Annotated in this window: 18 protein-coding genes and 1 pseudogene; 11 read left to right on the top strand and 8 right to left on the bottom strand. The window is 66.6% G+C overall.

Annotation, left to right across the window (positions count from 1 at the left end; genetic code table 11):
* Positions 1 to 43 precede the first annotated feature (43 nt).
* Positions 44 to 985: an ABC transporter substrate-binding protein gene (locus QM841_RS31830; RefSeq protein WP_283335047.1), complete on the top strand. Its 942-nt coding sequence runs from the start codon at positions 44 to 46 to the stop codon at positions 983 to 985.
* A 678-nt stretch (positions 986 to 1,663) separates the two neighbouring features.
* Here the strand turns inward: QM841_RS31830 and QM841_RS31825 are convergent.
* From QM841_RS31825 to QM841_RS31810, 4 genes are all read right to left on the bottom strand, one after another.
* On the bottom strand, positions 1,664 to 2,611 hold the full coding sequence (locus QM841_RS31825) for a carbohydrate kinase family protein (protein WP_283335046.1): 948 nt from the start codon (positions 2,609 to 2,611) through the stop codon (positions 1,664 to 1,666).
* Positions 2,611 to 4,014, bottom strand: a complete 1,404-nt coding sequence (locus QM841_RS31820) for a sugar porter family MFS transporter (protein WP_247251708.1) — start codon at positions 4,012 to 4,014, stop codon at positions 2,611 to 2,613. Before QM841_RS31820 ends, QM841_RS31825 begins: the two co-directional genes overlap by 1 nt.
* Positions 4,011 to 4,244: a hypothetical protein gene (locus tag QM841_RS43215; protein ID WP_349307435.1), complete on the bottom strand. Its 234-nt coding sequence runs from the start codon at positions 4,242 to 4,244 to the stop codon at positions 4,011 to 4,013. The genes QM841_RS31820 and QM841_RS43215 overlap by 4 nt, the downstream gene beginning before the upstream one ends.
* Positions 4,245 to 5,079: 835 nt before the next feature.
* Positions 5,080 to 5,949, bottom strand: a complete 870-nt coding sequence (locus QM841_RS31810; RefSeq protein ID WP_283335045.1) for a LysR family transcriptional regulator — start codon at positions 5,947 to 5,949, stop codon at positions 5,080 to 5,082.
* A gap of 104 nt (positions 5,950 to 6,053) precedes the next feature.
* Between QM841_RS31810 and QM841_RS31805 the strand changes: the two genes are divergently transcribed.
* The 4 genes and pseudogenes from QM841_RS31805 to QM841_RS31795 all read left to right on the top strand — a co-directional run bounded on the left by QM841_RS31805 (position 6,054) and on the right by QM841_RS31795 (position 9,221).
* Entirely contained in the window at positions 6,054 to 7,082 is a 1,029-nt protein-coding gene (locus tag QM841_RS31805) for an NAD(P)H-dependent flavin oxidoreductase (RefSeq protein WP_283335044.1), read from the top strand.
* Between the two features lie 5 nt (positions 7,083 to 7,087).
* Positions 7,088 to 7,531: pseudogene (locus QM841_RS43530) on the top strand (LysR family transcriptional regulator); the annotation flags it as partial.
* A gap of 97 nt (positions 7,532 to 7,628) precedes the next feature.
* Complete coding sequence (locus tag QM841_RS43525) at positions 7,629 to 7,988, top strand: LysR substrate-binding domain-containing protein (protein WP_411194593.1); 360 nt, start codon at positions 7,629 to 7,631, stop codon at positions 7,986 to 7,988.
* Positions 7,989 to 8,030: 42 nt separating this feature from the next.
* The gene (locus QM841_RS31795) at positions 8,031 to 9,221 is read left to right on the top strand and encodes a YbfB/YjiJ family MFS transporter (RefSeq protein ID WP_283335043.1); all 1,191 of its coding nucleotides are present in this window, start codon (positions 8,031 to 8,033) and stop codon (positions 9,219 to 9,221) included.
* Positions 9,222 to 9,280: 59 nt separating this feature from the next.
* On the opposite strand, the gene QM841_RS31790 is transcribed toward QM841_RS31795, so the two are convergent.
* Positions 9,281 to 9,427 carry a helix-turn-helix domain-containing protein gene (locus tag QM841_RS31790; RefSeq protein ID WP_283335042.1) on the bottom strand — a complete coding sequence of 49 codons (147 nt, stop codon included), beginning with the start codon at positions 9,425 to 9,427 and terminating at the stop codon, positions 9,281 to 9,283.
* Here QM841_RS31790 and QM841_RS31785 point away from each other — a divergent pair.
* Together QM841_RS31785 and QM841_RS31780 are read left to right on the top strand one after the other, a co-directional pair.
* A complete protein-coding gene (locus QM841_RS31785) occupies positions 9,395 to 9,565 on the top strand; it encodes a hypothetical protein (protein WP_283335090.1) in 171 nt (56 codons plus the stop codon). The genes QM841_RS31790 and QM841_RS31785 overlap by 33 nt on opposite strands.
* Positions 9,566 to 10,229: 664 nt before the next feature.
* Positions 10,230 to 11,480 (top strand): reverse transcriptase family protein, encoded by a 1,251-nt coding sequence (locus QM841_RS31780; RefSeq protein WP_283335041.1) that lies wholly within the window; start codon positions 10,230 to 10,232, stop codon positions 11,478 to 11,480.
* A gap of 12 nt (positions 11,481 to 11,492) precedes the next feature.
* Here the strand turns inward: QM841_RS31780 and QM841_RS31775 are convergent, their stop codons facing one another.
* Entirely contained in the window at positions 11,493 to 12,239 is a 747-nt protein-coding gene (locus QM841_RS31775; RefSeq protein WP_283335040.1) for an SDR family oxidoreductase, read from the bottom strand.
* Between the two features lie 180 nt (positions 12,240 to 12,419).
* Here QM841_RS31775 and QM841_RS31770 point away from each other — a divergent pair, with 180 nt between their 5' ends.
* The 3 genes from QM841_RS31770 (at position 12,420) to QM841_RS31760 (ending at position 14,957) form a co-directional block, all read left to right on the top strand.
* Complete coding sequence (locus QM841_RS31770; RefSeq protein ID WP_283335039.1) at positions 12,420 to 13,247, top strand: NADPH-dependent oxidoreductase; 828 nt, start codon at positions 12,420 to 12,422, stop codon at positions 13,245 to 13,247.
* Between the two features lie 102 nt (positions 13,248 to 13,349).
* Positions 13,350 to 14,093, top strand: coding sequence for an MFS transporter (locus tag QM841_RS31765; RefSeq protein WP_283335038.1), 744 nt, complete (start codon positions 13,350 to 13,352; stop codon positions 14,091 to 14,093).
* Between the two features lie 309 nt (positions 14,094 to 14,402).
* Positions 14,403 to 14,957 carry a TIGR03086 family metal-binding protein gene (locus QM841_RS31760; protein ID WP_283335037.1) on the top strand — a complete coding sequence of 185 codons (555 nt, stop codon included), beginning with the start codon at positions 14,403 to 14,405 and terminating at the stop codon, positions 14,955 to 14,957.
* Positions 14,958 to 15,243: 286 nt separating this feature from the next.
* Here the strand turns inward: QM841_RS31760 and QM841_RS31755 are convergent, their stop codons facing one another.
* A complete protein-coding gene (locus tag QM841_RS31755; protein ID WP_283335036.1) occupies positions 15,244 to 15,888 on the bottom strand; it encodes a dihydrofolate reductase family protein in 645 nt (214 codons plus the stop codon).
* A 292-nt stretch (positions 15,889 to 16,180) separates the two neighbouring features.
* On the opposite strand from QM841_RS31755, the gene QM841_RS31750 reads away from it, so the two are divergent.
* Positions 16,181 to 16,483, top strand: coding sequence for a hypothetical protein (locus QM841_RS31750; RefSeq protein ID WP_283335035.1), 303 nt, complete (start codon positions 16,181 to 16,183; stop codon positions 16,481 to 16,483).
* Between the two features lie 130 nt (positions 16,484 to 16,613).
* Here the strand turns inward: QM841_RS31750 and QM841_RS31740 are convergent, their stop codons facing one another.
* Complete coding sequence (locus QM841_RS31740) at positions 16,614 to 17,699, bottom strand: anti-sigma-D factor RsdA (protein ID WP_283335034.1); 1,086 nt, start codon at positions 17,697 to 17,699, stop codon at positions 16,614 to 16,616.
* Positions 17,700 to 18,269 lie beyond the last annotated feature (570 nt).

Here is an 18,269-nt window from a genome sequence, read left to right as displayed (position 1 = left end):
TCCCCCGTCCCCATAGGCAACCAAAACAGAACAGGTAGAGATCATGACAGTGCGCGTCGGATACTTCCCGCACAACAATTCGCTCTTCGTGCTCCGGCACACCGGAATACTCGAACGCCGGCTACCGGACATCGAATGGGTCGACCTTCGTGAACTCCCGTCGAAGCCGTCCGTCGATCCCGTCAATGCCCTTCCGACCCTGCATTCGGACTGGCTGTTCGACGACGGCGGATACGACGTGATCGGCACCGGTTTCACCCCGCCGATCACCGGCCTGGCCCACGGTCGTGACGTCGTCTACATCGGCATCTCCGGTCCCCGCGTCGAGAACGGCCGACTCGTCGTGAAGGCGGACTCGGGCATCGAGTCCGCAGCCGATCTGCGGGGGAAACGGGTCGGGATCGCCCATGGGTCCTGGCAGACCACGCTGCTGCTGTTCGCGCTCGACCGGGTGGGACTGACCTGGTCCGACATCGTGCCCGTCGACACGGACGTGCGCGAAGGCGGAGCCGAACTCGTCGGCGGCGCCATCGATGCCTGGGTCGGCGCCTACCCGGGACTGACGGAGATCGAAGCGGATACCGAGCTGCGCACTCTCGTCGAGACCGAGGGACTGTTCAGCCATCCATCGCTGTGGTTCACGCGCCGAGATTTCGCGGAGAACAACCCGGAACAACTGCGCGCGATCATCGAGGCGCTGCAGGAATCGGACGAACGGATCGAGCGGAATCCCCGCGCTGCCGCGCAGTACTTCGTCGACGACGTGGAGCGGCGAGGTGGCACAGCAAGTCTCGACGCGTGGGAGGCGGCGCTGCGCGGACGGCCGTTCGGCATCAACCCGGTCACCGACGAATTCCTGGATGAACAGCAACGCGCCGCCGACCTGCTGCTGTCGAACGGGTTGCTCGCACGACCGATTCAGGTGCGCGACGCGGTGGTTCCGTGGATCGGCGAGTTCGTCGGCACCGCACGCTCGACCGTCTAGGTAGCTCGCGGCGTCAGGTTCCGGGCGGCGAACTCGCCCGGCACCTCACGTGGCGCGACGCTCAAACCCGTACGAGGCGGCGGATCGACGGGTTGCGCTGACCTGGTTCGACTCGCCGACACTCAACCAGGAGCGGTGGAACAAAGCCTATGCCCTGTGGGTGTCGGGCATCGTGTACCTTCACCTCGGCGCACGGAGTTCGCGCTCGAAGTCGCGAAGTCCTCGCTCAGTATCCAACTCGCCGTCGAAGACAGAATCTGCACCGCACTCGCAATCGAAGTTCTTGCCTGAACCGCAGAGGCCATGGGCGATATCGTTCGCAGTTCTCGGGCGGTGACCCGGTCGTAGAGGGCCTTGCGTTGCGGGTTGGCCGCTGCCCATGAGTCGAATGCGAGTTGCCACTGCGCCCGTGCGACGGCGCCGCGCTCGCACGCGTTGCGGGTGTGGGCGATCACCTCAGATTCGACCTGCAAGGTCAGCTTCGGGGTCGACGCCGAGCTTCGCCTTGACTGCGGCCCCAGGCCGGGAACGTGGGTGCCGAGTTCGCCGCGGATGGTGGCGGGGGTGTGGCTGTGCCGGATAAACAGCCGTTGCACGTCGGGTGATTCCTCTCGTGAATAGGGTTGTGCATCAACGCCGGTGGCCACGCATGGTGTCCTCGGTGCCCGCGACAATCGTTCAGGTGAGGGCCGGGTCGAGCGTATGAAGGGCGTGCACTTCCGCCCGGGAGGGCGCGTACGCGCCGGATCGGCTGACCGTCAACGCACTCGTGTGTATCGCGCGGAGCAGTGCGGGTTGGACATCGGGCCAGTCCACAGCCGCGAGTCGATCCCGTGCTTGGGGTGAGCCGAGCAGGCCCGCGTCGAGTAGTCCGGAGAGTAGTCCGGCCATGAAGGAGTCCCCGGCACCGACGGTGTCGCCCACGGTGACCGGTGTCTGGTCGATGTGGAGCATGTCCCGGTGGTGAGCCAGTCGCGCGTAGGCGCCACAGGATCCGCGGGTGACGACCACCATTGCTGGTCCTGTCTTCACCCACCGCCGCATGATGTTCTCGACCGGCACGCCCGGGTAGAGCCAGTCGAGGTCCTCGTCGCTGGTCTTTACCACGTCGGACAGTGAGACCAGGTGCTCGACGCGGTCGACGACGGTGTCGGGCGAATGCATCAGTGCGGGACGGATGTTCGGGTCGTATGACACGGTACCGAGGAGCCGCATCCGTTCGGCGGCGACGACCACCGTCGAGCCGCCTGGTTCGACGGTGGCGGCGATGCTGCCGGTGTGCAGATGCCCGAACGGTTCCAGGTCCGGTAGTTGCGGGACCGCCCAGTTCAGGTCGAACTCATAGTTTGCGTGTCCGTCCGCGTCGATCCGGGCGAACGCGACCGACGTCTTGTGTGCGGAGTCGGTTCCGGGCGTGATCTGCACGCCGGCGGACTCTGCCCACTGTCTGAGCAGATTTCCCCGGGGGTCTTTGCCCCAGTGGGAGCAGATGCTGGCCGGGTGGCCGAGTGCGCCGAGTCCGACCGCGACGTTGAGCAGGCTGCCGCCGACGTGTTCCTGAGTGGACCCGGGCCTGGTGACGACGTCGATCAGTGCTTCGCCGAGGCTGAGTACGCGGCTGGTCATCAGTGCGCCCGTACCGCGGTCGGCTGGTCCGGGCCGTGGTCGAGTGCGACGCCGAGCTTGGCCTGCATCTCCTCGAGCGGCACACCCTTGGTCTCGGGCATCGCCTTCAGCACCCAGATCAGCTGACCGACCATGGCGAGGAAGAAGATGCTGAACGCGGCGCCGGCACCGAGGGCACCGATGATCGGCGGGAAGGCGAACGAGGTGATCGCGGCGAACACCCAGTGGGTCAGGCTGCCCAGCGACTGCCCCTGACCACGGATCCGATTCGGGAAGATCTCCGAGAGGAATACCCAGATCACCGAGCCCTGGCCGACGGCGTGGGCGGCGATGAATCCCATCAGCCCGATCAGCACCAGTATCGACGACGTAGAGGTGAACTCGCCACCGCGCGCATTTTCGTAGTAGAACATCACGGCGGCAAGGAATCCCAGGGACATCAGGTAGCCGATCGAGCCGACGATCATCAGCTTGCGCCGGCCGAGCCGGTCGATCAGGCTCAGCCCGACCATGGTGGCGACCAAGTTCATCGCGCCCACCCCGACGCTCATCAGGAACGCGGCGTTCGTGCTGGCGCCGGCCTCCTGCATGACCCGTGGCGCGTAGTACAGGACCGCGTTGATGCCCGACAACTGGTTGAAGACGGCGATCGCGACGGCGAGCAGGATCACCTTGCGGTGCCCGCGCGTGAAGAACGGCACCTTCGTCATGTTCGCGGTGGCCGCCAGCGACTCCCGGATCTCACTCATCTGGAAGTCGACGTCGGCTTGGGTGGCGCACAGGCGCTTGCTCGTTGCGGTCGCGTCGTCCCATCGACCGTTGGCGGCCAGCCAGCGTGGCGTTTCGGGAACGGTCGGCAGCATGAGGACGAATACCAGTGCCGGAACGATCATGACGCCGAGCATCCAGCGCCAAGCATTGTCGCCGGGGACCGCCGCGCGGATGACGGCGTTGGATGCATAGGCGATGAGGATGCCGAGCACGATGTTGAATTGCACCAACCCGACCAGGCGTCCTCGGTTGGCCGCGGGGGCGATCTCGGCGGTGTAGATCGGTGCACAGACGCTGGCACCACCCACGCCGATGCCACCGATGAACCGGAACAGCATCAGAATTTCGACGTTCGGGGCCAGGGCAGACCCGAGGGCGCCAAGAACGAAGAGGACGCCGATCACGTAGAGCGCCTTCTTGCGGCCGTACCGGTCTGCCGGCCGGCCGGCGACCAGAGCGCCGAGGATCGTCCCGATGAGTGCGGTGGTGACGGTGAAGCCCAGCTTGGCATCGCTGAGCGCGAACACCTGCTGGATCTGTTCCTCCGCACCGGAGATGACGGCGGTGTCGAATCCGAAGAGCAGCCCGCCGGTCGCGGCGACTATGGCACTGCGAACAACTATGGGTTTCACGAGATGTCTACTTCCTCTTGCGGTTGAAATATCGTGGAAAAGAAGGATTTCCGCGCACAGTGCGATGGGTTGGGCACCCACGCGCGGGGTCGAGTGGCTCGGAGCCAGAAGCGCCCTGCGTCTCGACGGATGTCGTGACCGCTGCGGGCGGCACCCTGCTCCAGCGATTCCGCCGCCAGGTATGTGTGTGCGATGCCCGTAGGGCACGAGGTTGTGGCTACGAACTTCATGTCACGCGCCTTTCCTAGCGGTTCGCTGTCGTAGCCGAGGCGGCGACCGATCGAGGCGGCCCTGCCTGATCCTCCGTCGCTGTATCGATGAGCCTGCGGACAGTTATAGCTGTGACGTGGCTCTCATGTCAACATATACGGGCCTAAACACATACATTCGGACACCAATAAGCAGATCAAAACAACACGCCGAAGTGGCTTGGCGGCCTGCAGTGCGATCACCTCCACGCCGGGGCGAGCCAGAGTTCCGGGCGCGCGCTGCCTGGAGGGGCGGAGTCTGCGGGGGCGCGACTGTCTCCACGAAAGCGTCAGGCGTGCGCGTGAAACTGTTGGCCCGGAACGGGATGCGGCCGGCGGGGCGGCCACCACCCCACAGCCTCAGCCCGCACAACTCGTTGGTGTTGGCGAAGGCACTCTCAGCGCATCCCGATGCAGATCTCGCCGGTCGTGACGCCGTCTTCGAGCACCTCGAGGGAACGGCCCCGGGTTTCGGCACCTTCGTCCACACACAAGCGCCGCCACGCCGACGACGAACGTGAACAACGACCCGGCGATGCCGATTTCCTTGACGAGCGACGGAAGCCGGACTGACGGTGCCTCTCGCGTCTGTCGTGCGGCGCGCTCTGATTCCCGCCCACTCGGGCAGGATGAGACAGTGGGCGATCGAACCGCAGCAGACCTCGAACGTGAACTCGCCATGCTCGTCTACGTACGCGGATGCAGGAGTCGCTCGCGTGGCCCGCAATGGTTTACGAAAGGAGCTCGATGTCCTGCGATCCCGCAATGCAGAACTGGAGCGGGGAGTCGCCCGGCTTCGCCTGCTCACCGGCGACGGTCAGTCGTGTTGACCGACGGCGGCACTGCCGGGTGGCGGAGAGTGCCGGATCGCGGCGTCCCGCAGTGCCCGCAGCAGCGGTGTCACCCGGTTGCGGCGGTACACGAACCTCACGACCGCGGGCGGCGCACCGACCAGCGGGATGAACTGGACGTTCCGATGGGTTACCCGCCTGCGGGCAACTTCGGGAACCGTGCCGACACCCCGATCGGCGGCGATCAACTCGAGCCAGTCGTCGAAGTTCGAGCACGTCACCACCGGGCCGTCGTGGTTCGGCCACAGATCTTCGGATGTGGTGCCGCTGAGGGTATTGATGACCAGGGGAAGCGTTCCGAACTCGGCCCAGTCGATCGATTCTCGGGTCGCGAGCGGCGACGCCGTCGAGACCGCCGCAATCCGCTGCTCCTCGAACAGCGGATGCTGCACGAACTCGTCGCCGGGAACATCCCGGCGGACGACGGCGGCGTCCACGGTGGCGTTGTTCAGTGCGGCGATGGGGTCGTCGTAGCGACGCGGAACGACGGTGGCGCGGGAATTCTTCTCGACGTCGTCGATCACCTGCTGCGCCCACGGATCGGGCAGGAGCCAACTGAAGCCGAGGACGAGGGATCGGTTGGTGTACAGCGCAACCGCGGAATCGAGATCGCCGAGGATGACGCGCACCTTCTCGACGAACCCGGCACCGTCCTCGGTGAGGGCAAGTGCCCGCGAGGTCCGGTCGAACAATCGCACGCCGAGCGAGGTCTCGAGTTGCTGCACCGTCCGGGTGAGCGCCGGCTGGGTGATGTGGAGTGCGTTCGCCGCCGCGGTGAACGAGCCTGCCTCGGCGATCGCAACGGCCGCCCGCAGATGCCGCAGTTCGATGGACATAACTCCCAAGCATAGATCCGGCCGAAGAGGCATTTCCGCTCCGCAATGCGGCGGTGCACGATGAGAACGGAAAGACCACGTACACATCGACCGAAAGGATCCTGGTGTTCGATCTCGAGGACGGCCTCCGAATTCCCATCGTCGGGGCGCCCATGGCAGGAGGACCGAGCACGCCCGAGCTCGTTGCCGCGGTCTCGTCCGCCGGTGGCCTCGGTTTCCTTGCGGCCGGGTACAAGACCGTCGACGCGGTTCGGCGTGAGGTCGACGCGGTCCGCGCGCTGACGAGCGCACCGTTCGGACTCAATATTTTCGTCCCCGGTCGCCCCCTGGCCGACCGTGCCGCGGTGGAGGCCTACCGGTCGTTGCTGCAGCCGCTCGCGGAGCGCAGGCAGGTGTCGCTGCCGGCGGTCGTCGACTTCGACGACGACGCCTTCGACGCCAAGGTCGACCTCGCGGTCGAGCGTGCCGTTCCCGTGGTGTCGTTCACCTTCGGCCTTCCGCCGCGCGACGTCGTCGATCGGTTACACGACGCCGGCAGCGCCGTGGTGGCCACGGTGTCCGATGTCGACGAGGCGCGCTCTGCCGCTCGGGTGGGCGTCGACGCGATAGGTCTGCAAGGAGTGGACGCGGGCGGGCACCGAGCGACGCTCGACCCCGACGCCGAGCCGGACCCACGTTCGACGAGGGACTTGGTCGAGGCGGCCCGCTCAGCGATCGACCTTCCGATCATCGCGGCGGGTGGGATAGCCACCGGATCCGACGTCGCGATGGCACTCGCGGCCGGTGCCACCGCCGTCCAGATCGGTACCGCTCTCCTCGACGCCGACGAGGCAGGGACCAAACCCGCGCACCGCGCCGCGTTGCACGACGCCCGCTTCACCGACACCGTCGTCACTCGCGCGTTCTCCGGTCGTCCCGCGCGTGGCCTGGTCAATGATTTCATCACCGACTTCGATGCTCACGCGGTGGCGGCATATCCGCAGGTACACCTGCTGACCAGTGGGTTGCGTGCCGCAGCAGGCGCAGCCGGTGACCCGCACGGCCTCGCCCTGTGGGCCGGTGTCGGCTATCGCAGTGCCCGTTCGGCCCCCGCAGGGGAGATCGTTCGGGACCTGTGGAGTGAAGCACGGTAATTCCCGTGGATATCGGCGATCTGAACTTCTTCCTGGCCGTGGCCCGCGCAGGCGGAATCTCCCGGGCATCGAAGGAGCTTCTGACGGTTCAGTCGAACATCAGCTCACGGATCCGCGCGCTCGAAGACGAACTGGGAGTGGAACTGTTCCGCCGCGATGCCCGTGGCGTGACCCTGACGAACTCCGGCGAACGTCTCCTGCCCTATGCCGAGCAGATCACTCAGCTCGTGCGGGAAGTGAGGCAGGTCGTCAGCGACGATCGAGATCCGGGCGGACGATTGGCGATCGGCTCCATGGAGACCACCGCGGGATCGCGGCTGCCCGGTGTGCTGGCAGCGTTCGGCGAAGAGTGTCCCCGAGTCGACTTCACCCTGGCGACCGACACCACGGACGCGCTGACCACCCAGGTGATCGAGCATCGACTCGACGGTGCGTTCGTCTGCGGGCCGGTGCGGCACCCGGACCTGGTGTCCGAGCAGGTCTTCATCGAGCAACTCGTGCTGGTGAGCGGCGTTCGCGTGGCCGATCTGGACTCCGTCATGACCGATGGCCGGCGGCACAGGGTTTCTCGTCTTCCGGGCCGGCTGCGCCTACCGGGCCCGCCGGGAGCGGCTCTTCGAGCAGCACGGAGTGCCGAGCCCGGATGTCCTCGAGTTCGGAACTCTCGAGGGCATCCTCGGGTGTGCGGCTGCGGGGATGGGCGTGACCCTGCTGCCGCTGGGCGTGGTGACCACGTCGCCGTTGGCGGCGGCCTTGAAGGTGCATCACCTCGCGCCGGCCGACTCGCGCGCAGAAACCCTGTTCATCCGCCGCACGGACTCCACCATGACCCCTGCCATGTCGCGATTCCTGTTCCATACTCACGAGTCCAGCCGCCCGGCCTCCCTGAAATCCGTGGCTCGTTAGCGGGGGCCTGTGCGCCAACCGAATGTTGTTGAAAGAGAATGCATGAACGCAATAGACAGCGCCGGCGAGCTGACCGCATACCGCACGCCGACATCGCCGTGGGTCACGGTCGGTCAGGTCGGGGCCGCATTGGCGGCCAGCATGGGCATCGGACGGTTCGTCTACACACCTGTGCTCCCACTGATGGAGGCCCAGGCAGGATTGACACCGTCGGCGGGCGCCGCTCTGGCGACGGCGAACTATCTCGGATACCTCGTCGGGGCACTGGCCGGAATCGTCCTACCCGCCTTGGTGCGCTCGGCGGCAGCCATGCGTGTCTCGCTGCTGATCCTGACCGCCACGCTGGCGCTCATGCCGGTGACATCGAACGAAACCGCCTGGGCCGCACTGCGCTGTGTTGCGGGTGCTACCAGTGCGATGGTCTTTGTCATCGCTGTCAGCGCCATGCACTCCACTCTGAGTGGGCAGGCGGCACACCTGTCGGGTTGGGCGTTCGGCGGAATCGGAGCAGGTATTGCCCTCTCCGGGCTCGTCGTCCTTCTCTTGCGATCGATGAGCACGTGGGGATCCGTGTGGTGGGCGGCCGCACTGCTGACCCTGATCTGCACCCTCGCGGCGTGGACTCTCACACCGGAACGCGCTCCGACGGCGCCGGCGGCCGAGCGCAGACGGTCGCGCACGCAGGGGCACCGCCGGTTCAGTGCGCTCTTCATCAGCTATTCCCTCGAGGGTGTCGGATACATCATCGCCGGCACCTTTCTCGTCGCAGCGATCGACCACACTGCAGGCAGCTTCGCCGGCAGTGGCGCCTGGGTGATCGTCGGGCTGGCGGCGCTACCGTCCGCTCCACTCTGGGCGTCTCTCGGCCGACGATGGTCTCGCCCGATCCTGCTGGTGATCGCCCTCGTCGTTCAGGCCGCCGGCATCGCGTTGCCCGCGGTGGCAGACGGCCTCTGGCCCGCCCTGATCTCCGCATTTCTGTTCGGGGGAACATTCCTCGGCATCAGTCAGATGTCGCTGACGATCGGCGCTCACCTCCAGTTCCCACGCGCGGTCGCGATCCTGACAACCGGATACAGCCTTGGTCAGATCGCGGGCCCGCTCATCGTCGCGCCACTGCTTTCCGATGGCTACCACCTGGCATTGCTCGTCGCTTCGGGCATCGTCCTGGCGGCAGCACTCGCCGCCGCGTTACTGACCACCCGGTTTCGTCAGCGAGCGACGGTCGAATGAGCAGGGCGTCGAAAGCAGTTGTGCGAGGCGGGGACGCGGCCCGCATGCGTCCACTCACATCAGGTCTGTCGAAACGAGTCGGAGCCACAGCCATAGCCGCGTGGTCGGATTGTCGAAGTCGATCTGGAATTCTTCGGCGAGGCGCGGGTGATTCGGTACCGAATGGTATTGCCGTGGACATGCATTCGGTCCGCCGCTTTGGACACGTTCGCGTTGGAATCGAAGTACGCACGCAGGGTGATCAGAAAGTCGGTGTGATGGGTGGCGTCGTACGCCCGGATCGCATCGATGACGTCGAACTTGTCGAGATGCTTCTCGGCGATGTACTTACCGATCTCCAGTAGGTTGAGTTCGGTCCAATAGTCCTCGAAGACAGCCGCTGCCGGGGTGTCCGCTCCTGCAGGGTCAGAGTCATCTCGCGCCGTAGGTCGTCGATCGGCTGGCCCGGCACCGTGGAGTATCCGAGGATGCGGCCCGAAGGATCGACGATGCTGGCGGCTCCGTTGGCTATCGAGGCTACGGCGTTGGCGAAGGCGAACAGATCGCCGAGACGCACGCCCGATACCGAATCGACCGCAGCACCCGCGACCGCTGTGCGTGCCATCGCGATCAGTCGTGTTTAATCCGCGTCGTCGCCGACGACGAGCACGGGAACGTCGTGACGACTGGACGCGGCCCGCAGGCCCTCGATCGGTGTTCCTCGTGCTTTGACGATCACGGCGGCGGTCTCGCTGACTGGGTCGATTGCGTACTCCGCCCAGCGGAGTCGCTCGATTCGACCTCGCGACCGATAGGGCCCCGCACGGCAGAGATCATGTGGCATTCTCACGAGGTGCGACGGTGCAGAGGTGAGAGTGGTGTGGCCGGTTCGCCGGCCTCGACCACGTCAGGGGTAACCCCTGGCTCGACAGTGTTCATCGGAGACACCGTTCGACGCGCGACCGTATGCTCCGCGTGCTTCGGCGCGCCGCAGACGACAGATATCGGTCACCTCGCACCGTCGCACACGTGACAACCGGCCGGGCCCTGCGGCCTGAAATTGCCCGTCGCCTCGCGGAAGTGGCGACCGCCGGAGCGTGGACCAGGGCCGGCCTGATGCTCCGCTTCGAGGAAGCCGGTGCACCGGATGCCGGACGAATCGCGTCACGGCTCCACGACCTGATGCCCACGCCGCCGGTCGACGGCGTCGACAGCGTCTATCGGCTGCTGTCGGATCTCCCGCAGATCGAGCAACCGGACACGGTCGTCGAGGTGTCCGGCAGTGACTGGAAGTTCGACGTCCCACGGTGGTCGCGCACGACGGGGGTCGCCGAGGCGGTCGGTCTCACCCCTGCCGAACTCGACTGGTTCGCAGACCCCGGCGGATGGTTGCGCACGAAAGCGACTCCGCTGCAGCACTACCGCTATCGGATCCGATCGGACCACCGGCTGCTCGAGGCACCCAAGGAACGCCTTCGAGAGGTGCAGCGCCGGATTCTGCGTTCGGTCCTCGACCGCGTCCCACCCCACGCCGCGGCGCACGGATTCGTCCGAGGTCGCAGCGTCCACACCTTCGCCGCTCCCCATGCCGGGCACGACGTCGTGGTGCGCATCGACCTCCGTGCCTTCTTTCCCTCCGTCTCCCAGACGCGGGTGAGGGCGGTCTTCGATGCCCTCGGCTACCCGACCCCGGTGTCACGCGTGCTCGCCGGACTCTGCACCACGGCCACCCCGCCGGGTGTCCTCGCGCAGCTTCCCTTCGATGCGGCCAGTCGACTCCGGGGTGCGCACCTGCCGCAGGGCGCACCGACCTCGCCGGCGCTCGCCAATCTCGTCGCCTACCGACTCGACCGCAGACTGACCGGCCTCGCAAGAACCCATCGGGCCTGCTACACGAGATATGCCGACGACCTTGCGTTCTCCGGCACGGAACTGGCGGTGGACCGACTTATCCACGCCGTCGGCCGGATCGTTGCGGACGAAGGCTTCTCGGTGCACCCGGCCAAGACCCGGATCATGCGGGCGCACCGACGCCAGCACCTGGCCGGTCTGGTGGTCAACACCCGTCCGCAGGCGGCGCGAGCCGACTACGACGACCTGAGAGCGCTGCTCTTCAATTGCGCTCGCTACGGACCCGATTCGCAGAATCGTGACGGCAGACCGCATTTCCGTGAATACGTCTACGGACGCATCGCCTGGGTCGGGGAATCCAACGCGAGCAGGAAACGGTCGCTGCACGCACTGGCCGCCCGGGTCGACTGGGCAGACCCGCGTCGCTGATCGGCCGCGCGGTCAGCCGCGGCCGATGTACGGCATGCCGGTGGCCATGATGGTCATCGTCGGCACGGTGACGTCCAAGGGGAGTTCGACCAGTCGGGTCACTGCGTCCGCGACGTACCGCGGGTCGAAGGTGGGTTCCGCTCGCATTGATCCGTCCGGTTGGCGGGCGGAGTGACCGATGCCTTCGGTCATGGCGGTTGCGGCGTTCCCGATGTCGATCTGGGTGCAGCAGATGTCGTGGTCGCGTCCGTCGAGCGCGATCGACTTGGTCAACCCCGACACCCCGTGTTTGGTTGCCGTGTAGGCGACGCTCGCGGGTCGTGGTGTGTGGGCGGACAGTGAGCCGTTGTTGATGATGCGTCCGCCGCGCGGTGTCTGGGCTTTCATCATCCGCACGGCCTCCCGGGAGCAGAGGAAGACCCCGGTCAGATTTGTGGCGACCGTCCGGTCCCAGTCCGCCGGTTCGATCTCGTCCACCGCGCCGGAGGGGCCGAAGGTGCCCGCATTGTTGACGAGTACGTCGAGGCGGCCGAATCGTTCGGCCACGGCGGCGAAGAGGCTGTGCACCGACTGCGGCGACGAGACGTCGGCCGGCACCACGACGGCGTCTTCGTGACCGTGCGCTGTCTCGTCCAGCTTTTCCCGCGCCCGCCCTGTCAGCACCACGTGATGCCCGGCGTCGAGCAGTCCGGTCGCGATCGACCGACCGATTCCCGAGCCGGCACCCGTCACCACGATCACCCGTTCCGTCACGTCCACTCCCTTGCATTACTAGTCCCGAACAGCTGTCGGAGGCCCCCGAATTGTCGCCGATCGGCGGCGTCGCTGCGGCTGTTCACGCGTCCCGTTCGCGGGTGTCGACGAGAACGCGGGGGGATCTCAGGAATCATGGTGCGCCTAATACTGGAGTGGGGGACGGTGGTCGGCTTTCCTGTCCGGGTGACTATCGCAGACATCGCACCCCGCACGGCGCTGCAGCAGCGCTACTGGGACCCCGCCCTCACCGAACCCGCGCAGTGGAATCCGGTTCTGGAAGCCCTGCACTCGCACCGGTCGGTCCGCCGCTACGTGCCCGATCCGCTGACCGACGAGACACTCGACGTGCTCGTGTCGGCTGCGCAGTCGGCCGCCACGTCGTCGAACCTCCAGGCGTGGAGTGTCGTCGCGGTCCGCAACGCTGACAGCAAGGCTCGTCTGGCCGCACTGGCGGGCGACCAGGCCCACATCATCGAGGCCCCCGTCCTGCTGGTCTGGCTCGCCGACTTCGCCCGTGTCCGCCAGCTCGCCGGCGACCGCGGCGCGCCGATCGAGGGCGCCGACTATCTCGAGAGCAGCTATATCGGGTTCATCGATGCCGCCCTGGCGGCGCAGAACGCCGTGACCGCGGCGGAGTCGCTCGGGCTGGGAACGGTGTTCATCGGGGCGCTGCGCAACAAGCCCGAGGAAGTCGCGGCGGAACTCGGCCTGCCGCCCCACGTGTTCGCGGTGTTCGGGCTCGTCGTCGGGCAGCCACATCCGGACGCCGACGCCCAGATCAAGCCGCGCCTGCCCCGAGCTGCGGTATTGCACCACGAGAAGTACGACCTGCCTGCCCAGCGCAACCACGTCGACGCCTACGAGGGGCGGATCGCTGCCTTCTACTCGGCGCAGCAGCTCGAACATTCCTGGATCGACAGGGTTCTGGACCGACTCGCGTCCGCGACACGGTTGAACGGGCGGGATCGGCTGAAGGAATCGCTCATCCGTCTCGGATTCCCCCTTCGCTAGAGGTGTGACGCGGCCACCGGTGCACGGTGGCCGTTCGAAGTCCGAAACCCGGTGAGTGGCTCTGCGGGACCACCCACCGGGTCTTCTGCGCGGAGGCCCTTCGTGAGCGCTTCCACTGGAACTGACTTCATGGAGCGGATTGTAGGGGACGCCGTGGACAGTGCCCGGTTCGGTGACGTCGAACTGACCTATCAGCTGCGCGAGGGCGGTCAGCGCGTCGTGCTCGTACCCGCCAGTGCCTTCGTCTCGTGGTACGACCCACGCTCGTCGCGCTCCAGCTTGCGCTGGAAACGCCCGAGCGAGTCGGCTCGGTGGCACTGCTCGACCCGCTGTCCGTGGGATCAATTCAAAAGCTGGGTTCCGACGATCGTCGGCTTGCTGGGAGCACCGTCACGCGTCGTTATCGCCTCGACCGGCTTGACCACGATCGGCGGGATTCTGGCAGCAATCATCATCGGTCCCGCGGTGGACAAGACCAACCCGTTCCGCACTCTCGGCATTGTCTATCTCGGCGGTGCGGCCTTCGTCGCGGCATTGGGGTGGGTGATCGGTGGCGGCAGCACCTGGGCGCTTCTCGGAACTGCATTCCGGACGGGCACGTGTGTGACGGGCGGGCAGATGAGCGTCATCGCCCTGGCGACTGTGCTGTATCCACCCGGCATGCGGTCCACCGGAGTCGGCTGGGCCCTCGGGATCGGGCGCCTCGGTGGAATCGCAGGCCCGTTGATCGTCGGGTCTGCCCTCGGCACCGGCTTCCTCCCACGCGACGTCTTCTTCGCGCTGGCGGTGGTTCTGGTCGTGGCGAGTATCAGCGTCCTGATGCTCGAACGACGCTCTCGCGCCTGACGACGTGCGTGAGCGGGAGCCAGAGAATTTCGATCGACAGCGGGAAGCCACCGGCGCTTCCCGTTCCGCTCGACGGACGAGTCTGGATTAGTGATCCGGGTGCTGCAGGACGGGCGCGCCTGTCGACAGATTCAGTATGTCGTGGGGGCCGTGGCCGGGAACGCTCGGCGATCTGCGCCCACGACATGCCCGCCGCGAGAGACTCGGTCACCGCCCTGGTGAGGAGAATCGCCGTACGCCGTTCCCGAGAAGGGCATCCGCCACGACGTACCTGTCCGGAGCCAGTCCACGACCGCTACCGTGCGAGAGGTGGAACTCATTCTCGCTGCCTCGGCCGAATTCGAGCGCGTGGTGCGCCAACTGCCGGTGGACTCATGGGACCTGCCCACGCCGTCACAGATTTCGGTGCGCGACCTGGTCGAGCACGTCGTGGTGGGAAACCGCTTCACTGCGCTCCTGCTTGCCGGCGTCGGTCGTGAGCAGGCCCGGAACATGCTCTCGGATGACCAGCTCGGAGTCGACCCGGTTGCCGCGGTGGCCGAATCGTCACGACACCAGGCCGAGGCCTTCGCCGCCGCACCACCGGAACAGCCGGTTCCCGGCCCGAACGGCGACGTCCCCGCCGAGGCGTTCCTACGCTTCCGGCTCGTCGACCTGGTCGTCCACGCGTGGGACCTCCTCCGCGCGGCGGGTCTCGATGAAACTCTTGATCCGCCTGTGGTCGCCGGGCTGTCGCGCGTGGTGGAACCATATCTGGAGGACATGCTCGCCTTCGGTGCGTATGGCGAGGGCCCGAGTGGCACATTGCCTCCCGACGCTTCGCAGCAGGCCCGACTCCTCGACTGGTTCGGACGGCGGCCCTAGCGCAACGCCAAGCGATCGAGGGCCTCCCGCCGAGGATCCGCTTGCGGAACCGCCCGTCCCTCGGCGCGCTGTCGGCTACTCCAACGCGTCCCCGTCCTCATCGTCGATCCACTCCGGGACCGCTGAGGGTCAGACCTGCAACTTCGGTGAGGTTTTCGCCAACTATCCAGCGATCCTCGAACACCTTGCTCGTCAACGGCTCCTGCCGTGCTCCTTGTGTTCGACTCCGTGCCGCTCCACCTCGATCCCTTAGTAGGTGGATCCCCGACTGGCCGAAGAACCGGGTTCAGTCATGGCCGTTCTTGTTCCAGAGCTGATGGGTGAGACCGCTGGGTGAGGTGACGGTCTCGACGGTGAAGCGGTCTTCGATGCCGTTCAATCCCTCCCAGAGGGATACGCCTCGCCCGAGGGTGATGGGCACGATCACCAGGTGCATGAAGTCGATCAGGTCGGCTTGCAGAAACTGCCGCACGGTCGAGGGTCCTCCGCCGATACGGACGTCCTGGCCGTTCGCTGCTTCCTGGGCCCTGCGCAGCACCTCACGGGGTGGCGCGTCGACGAAGTGGAAGCTGGTTCCGTTGGCAAAGTCGATGCTCGGGTGTGGGTAGTGGCTCATGACGAACACTGGTGTGTGAAATGGCGGTTCGTCGCCCCACCAGCCCCGCCACCCGTCGTCGGGCCAATCGCCGCTGTGGGGCCCGAACTTGCGGCGCCCCATGATCTCCGCGCCGATGCCCTGGCCCCACAGGCTGGTCACGGCGCGGTCCAGAGTGATCGGGGCGTCTACCCGGTCCACCCCGTGGATGACGCGTCCGTCGAACCAGTCGAATAGCCGTTGCGCACCGCCGATCGGGGCGTCGAACGTCACGTGCTCGCCGGCGGCGTAGCCGTCGAGGGAGATGTTCATGTTGTGGATGCGGGTGCGGGGCATGGGCGCCTCCTCCAATGATCGGATGGACCGGGATACAAATAGACAGACCGGAAGAGATGGCTGGACTCATCGCGAACGTCGAAAATCGTGTTCCGTCGGCCGATCCGCTTCCGAATGGTGCAGTGCCGCCAAAGGCAGTAGTCCAGTCTGGCATTCCTGCACTCATGGATGACACCACTACGCACCAAACAGTCGCAGCCTAGTTCGACATCGACGTCGATATCGACAGCGCTGATCGGGGCGATCGCCGCGGTTCGCGCAGTAGACTGACGGCCCCGACAAGGAGGACTCGATGCTGGTCTTCGGCGAGCCGTACGAGGCGAGTAACGGCACGGTGATCATTACTGTGTCGCGGACAGCTTGGGGCCGACGAGGTGAGCGTCCGGTCGGTATATACACAGTCGGTGCGGAGGGTGCTACGTGGACGCCTGCCGTCGATGCGAGCTTGCACGCGTTGATCGGGGTCTGCACGGGTTTCGCGGCGGCCGTCATCGGCACGATCGCGGTGTTGCGGCGACCGCCATGGCCGGAAATGACCGAGCGGGTGATGACCGCGCTTGCTCAGGCGCGGATCGCCGAAAGCCGACATAAGTAGGAAATCGATCCGCCGCCGGTAGGGGAACAGCCGTTGTCCCCGACCCTGGGCGGTGGGGTACACGAACAGCTGGTACTCGTCGCCCAGGCCTCAGACGATCAGGATGTGGGTCAGCGTGATGCTGCCCGTCTCAGCTGGTCGGGGCGGGCGGCGGGAGCGGCGCAAAGGAAGGCTCCTGCGGCAGCTGCTGGATGGGCGGTTGCGTGGTCGGGTCGTCTGACGGCGGAGGTGGGGGTGGCTGTGTGGTCGGGATGTCGGACGGCGGGGGCGGGGGCGGTTGCGTGGTCGGGTTGTCCGACGGAACAGGCAGGGGCGGCTGCGGAGGCGGGACCATCGTGATGGTGGGGTCAGGGCTGGTGGACGGCAATGTCTCGGGCGGGACCGTGAGCGTCGTCGTGGGTAGCGGCGGCAGTGACGTGGGCGGCAGTCCCGGAAGCTGCAAATCCGGCGGCAGGGTTCCCGGCAACGGCTCGATTCCCGGTGCCGTCGTGGAACCGGGTGTGGCCGGCAGTTCGATGGTCTGCGTCGGCGTGTCGGTGGTGGTGGTACCGGGCGTCGTCGTCGCAGGCGGCGTGGTGGGAGCGATCTTCTCGAGTTCCGCGGCGAGCTTCGCCCGCCACACGTCGAGTTCGTTGCGCATGTCGGCGTCGCGTACCCCGCCGGAACGGTCGGCGGCGCCCTCGAGCAGGTTCTTCGCCGCCTCCGCGTCGCCCGCGGCGATCAGCCGCTCGGCCTCCTGCAGCTGCGACGCGGTGTCGATCTGCGCGACGGTCGAATCGGCCTGCTGGCTGAACACGACCGACTTGACGCTCCACAGCGGATCGCCGGGTGCGGCGTTGTACGAGAAGATGGTGGCGCCACCCATGACGACCGCGATCGCGGCGGCAGCGCCTGCGATGGGTCGCAACAAGCGGAGCTTGCTGCGGGCAGCGCTGCGTGCGGAACGGGCGTCCGAGGCGTCGATCGCCGCGATCACGTCGTCCAGCAGCGGCCCGGTCGGCATCGGCGTCGCCACGATGTCGGCGCGCCAATTGGTCAGCAGAAGCGCGAGCTCGTACTGCTCCGGCGAATCCGTTGCGACGGGACCGCCGCCGGCGATCGCGTCGATCAAAGCGTCGTCACGGCGCACTGCCGCGACGTCCACCGGTGCGTCGTCTCCTGGGAGATCGGCATCGGGATTGCCGTTGCGCTTGATGCCCCTAGCCAAACCTCTCACCTGCCCTCGTCACCCGCGCCGGCTCGTGTCGAGCCGCGCGGACAGCTCCCGTGGTACTACCCACGGCCGGGGCCGACCCACAGCCGGGGCCGTTTTCTCGGCTGACGTACCGACCACGAGGCGGTGGATCAAGCAGTTCGTTCATCTGCCTGCCCGCCTTTCGAGTCCAGCGCCCGCTGTTCGGGTCCGTCATCGTTGACTACGACATCTAGTACGTCGGTAACGGGCTCCGACTTGTTACCGCATGGCAGGGAAGAGCGACACAAAATCGGAACCATGCGCGTCGGTTGTGGGTTCCCCGGTGTTTCCGCACGCCGAAGGTTGCCGGACCACACCCGTCCTCTGCGGGCCGACCCCGGCGCACTCGGGCGGTCCTGAGGCCCTGGGCCGGGGTCGACGTTTCTGCAAGGACATCGTCTTCGGGGTGGACGATCCTCCTAGGTGGATTATCCCACCGGTGGCCGGTACTCGGCGAGGCCCAGCTCTCGGTGGCGAGGATCCCCTGGGGCGCTCAGCACGGTGATCACCCGTGCAGAGCCACGAGAGGGTAGCGAGGGGGTGGTCGCGGAC

It is taken from the genome of Rhodococcus sp. IEGM 1307, assembly GCF_030056915.1.
Classification (GTDB): domain Bacteria; phylum Actinomycetota; class Actinomycetes; order Mycobacteriales; family Mycobacteriaceae; genus Rhodococcus_F; species Rhodococcus_F opacus_D.
This window is presented reverse-complemented; position numbering and strand designations above follow the sequence as displayed.

Coding starts and splice junctions, on each gene's coding strand:
- QM841_RS31830 (WP_283335047.1), top strand. CDS start 44: ATGACAGTGCGCGTCGGATACTTCCCGCACAACAATTCGCTCTTCGTG.
- QM841_RS31810 (WP_283335045.1), bottom strand. CDS start 5,949: ATGTCCATCGAACTGCGGCATCTGCGGGCGGCCGTTGCGATCGCCGAG.
- QM841_RS31825 (WP_283335046.1), bottom strand. CDS start 2,611: ATGACCAGCCGCGTACTCAGCCTCGGCGAAGCACTGATCGACGTCGTC.
- QM841_RS31795 (WP_283335043.1), top strand. CDS start 8,031: ATGAACGCAATAGACAGCGCCGGCGAGCTGACCGCATACCGCACGCCG.
- QM841_RS43215 (WP_349307435.1), bottom strand. CDS start 4,244: ATGAAGTTCGTAGCCACAACCTCGTGCCCTACGGGCATCGCACACACA.
- QM841_RS43525 (WP_411194593.1), top strand. CDS start 7,629: ATGGCCGGCGGCACAGGGTTTCTCGTCTTCCGGGCCGGCTGCGCCTAC.
- QM841_RS31755 (WP_283335036.1), bottom strand. CDS start 15,888: ATGCCCCGCACCCGCATCCACAACATGAACATCTCCCTCGACGGCTAC.
- QM841_RS31750 (WP_283335035.1), top strand. CDS start 16,181: ATGCTGGTCTTCGGCGAGCCGTACGAGGCGAGTAACGGCACGGTGATC.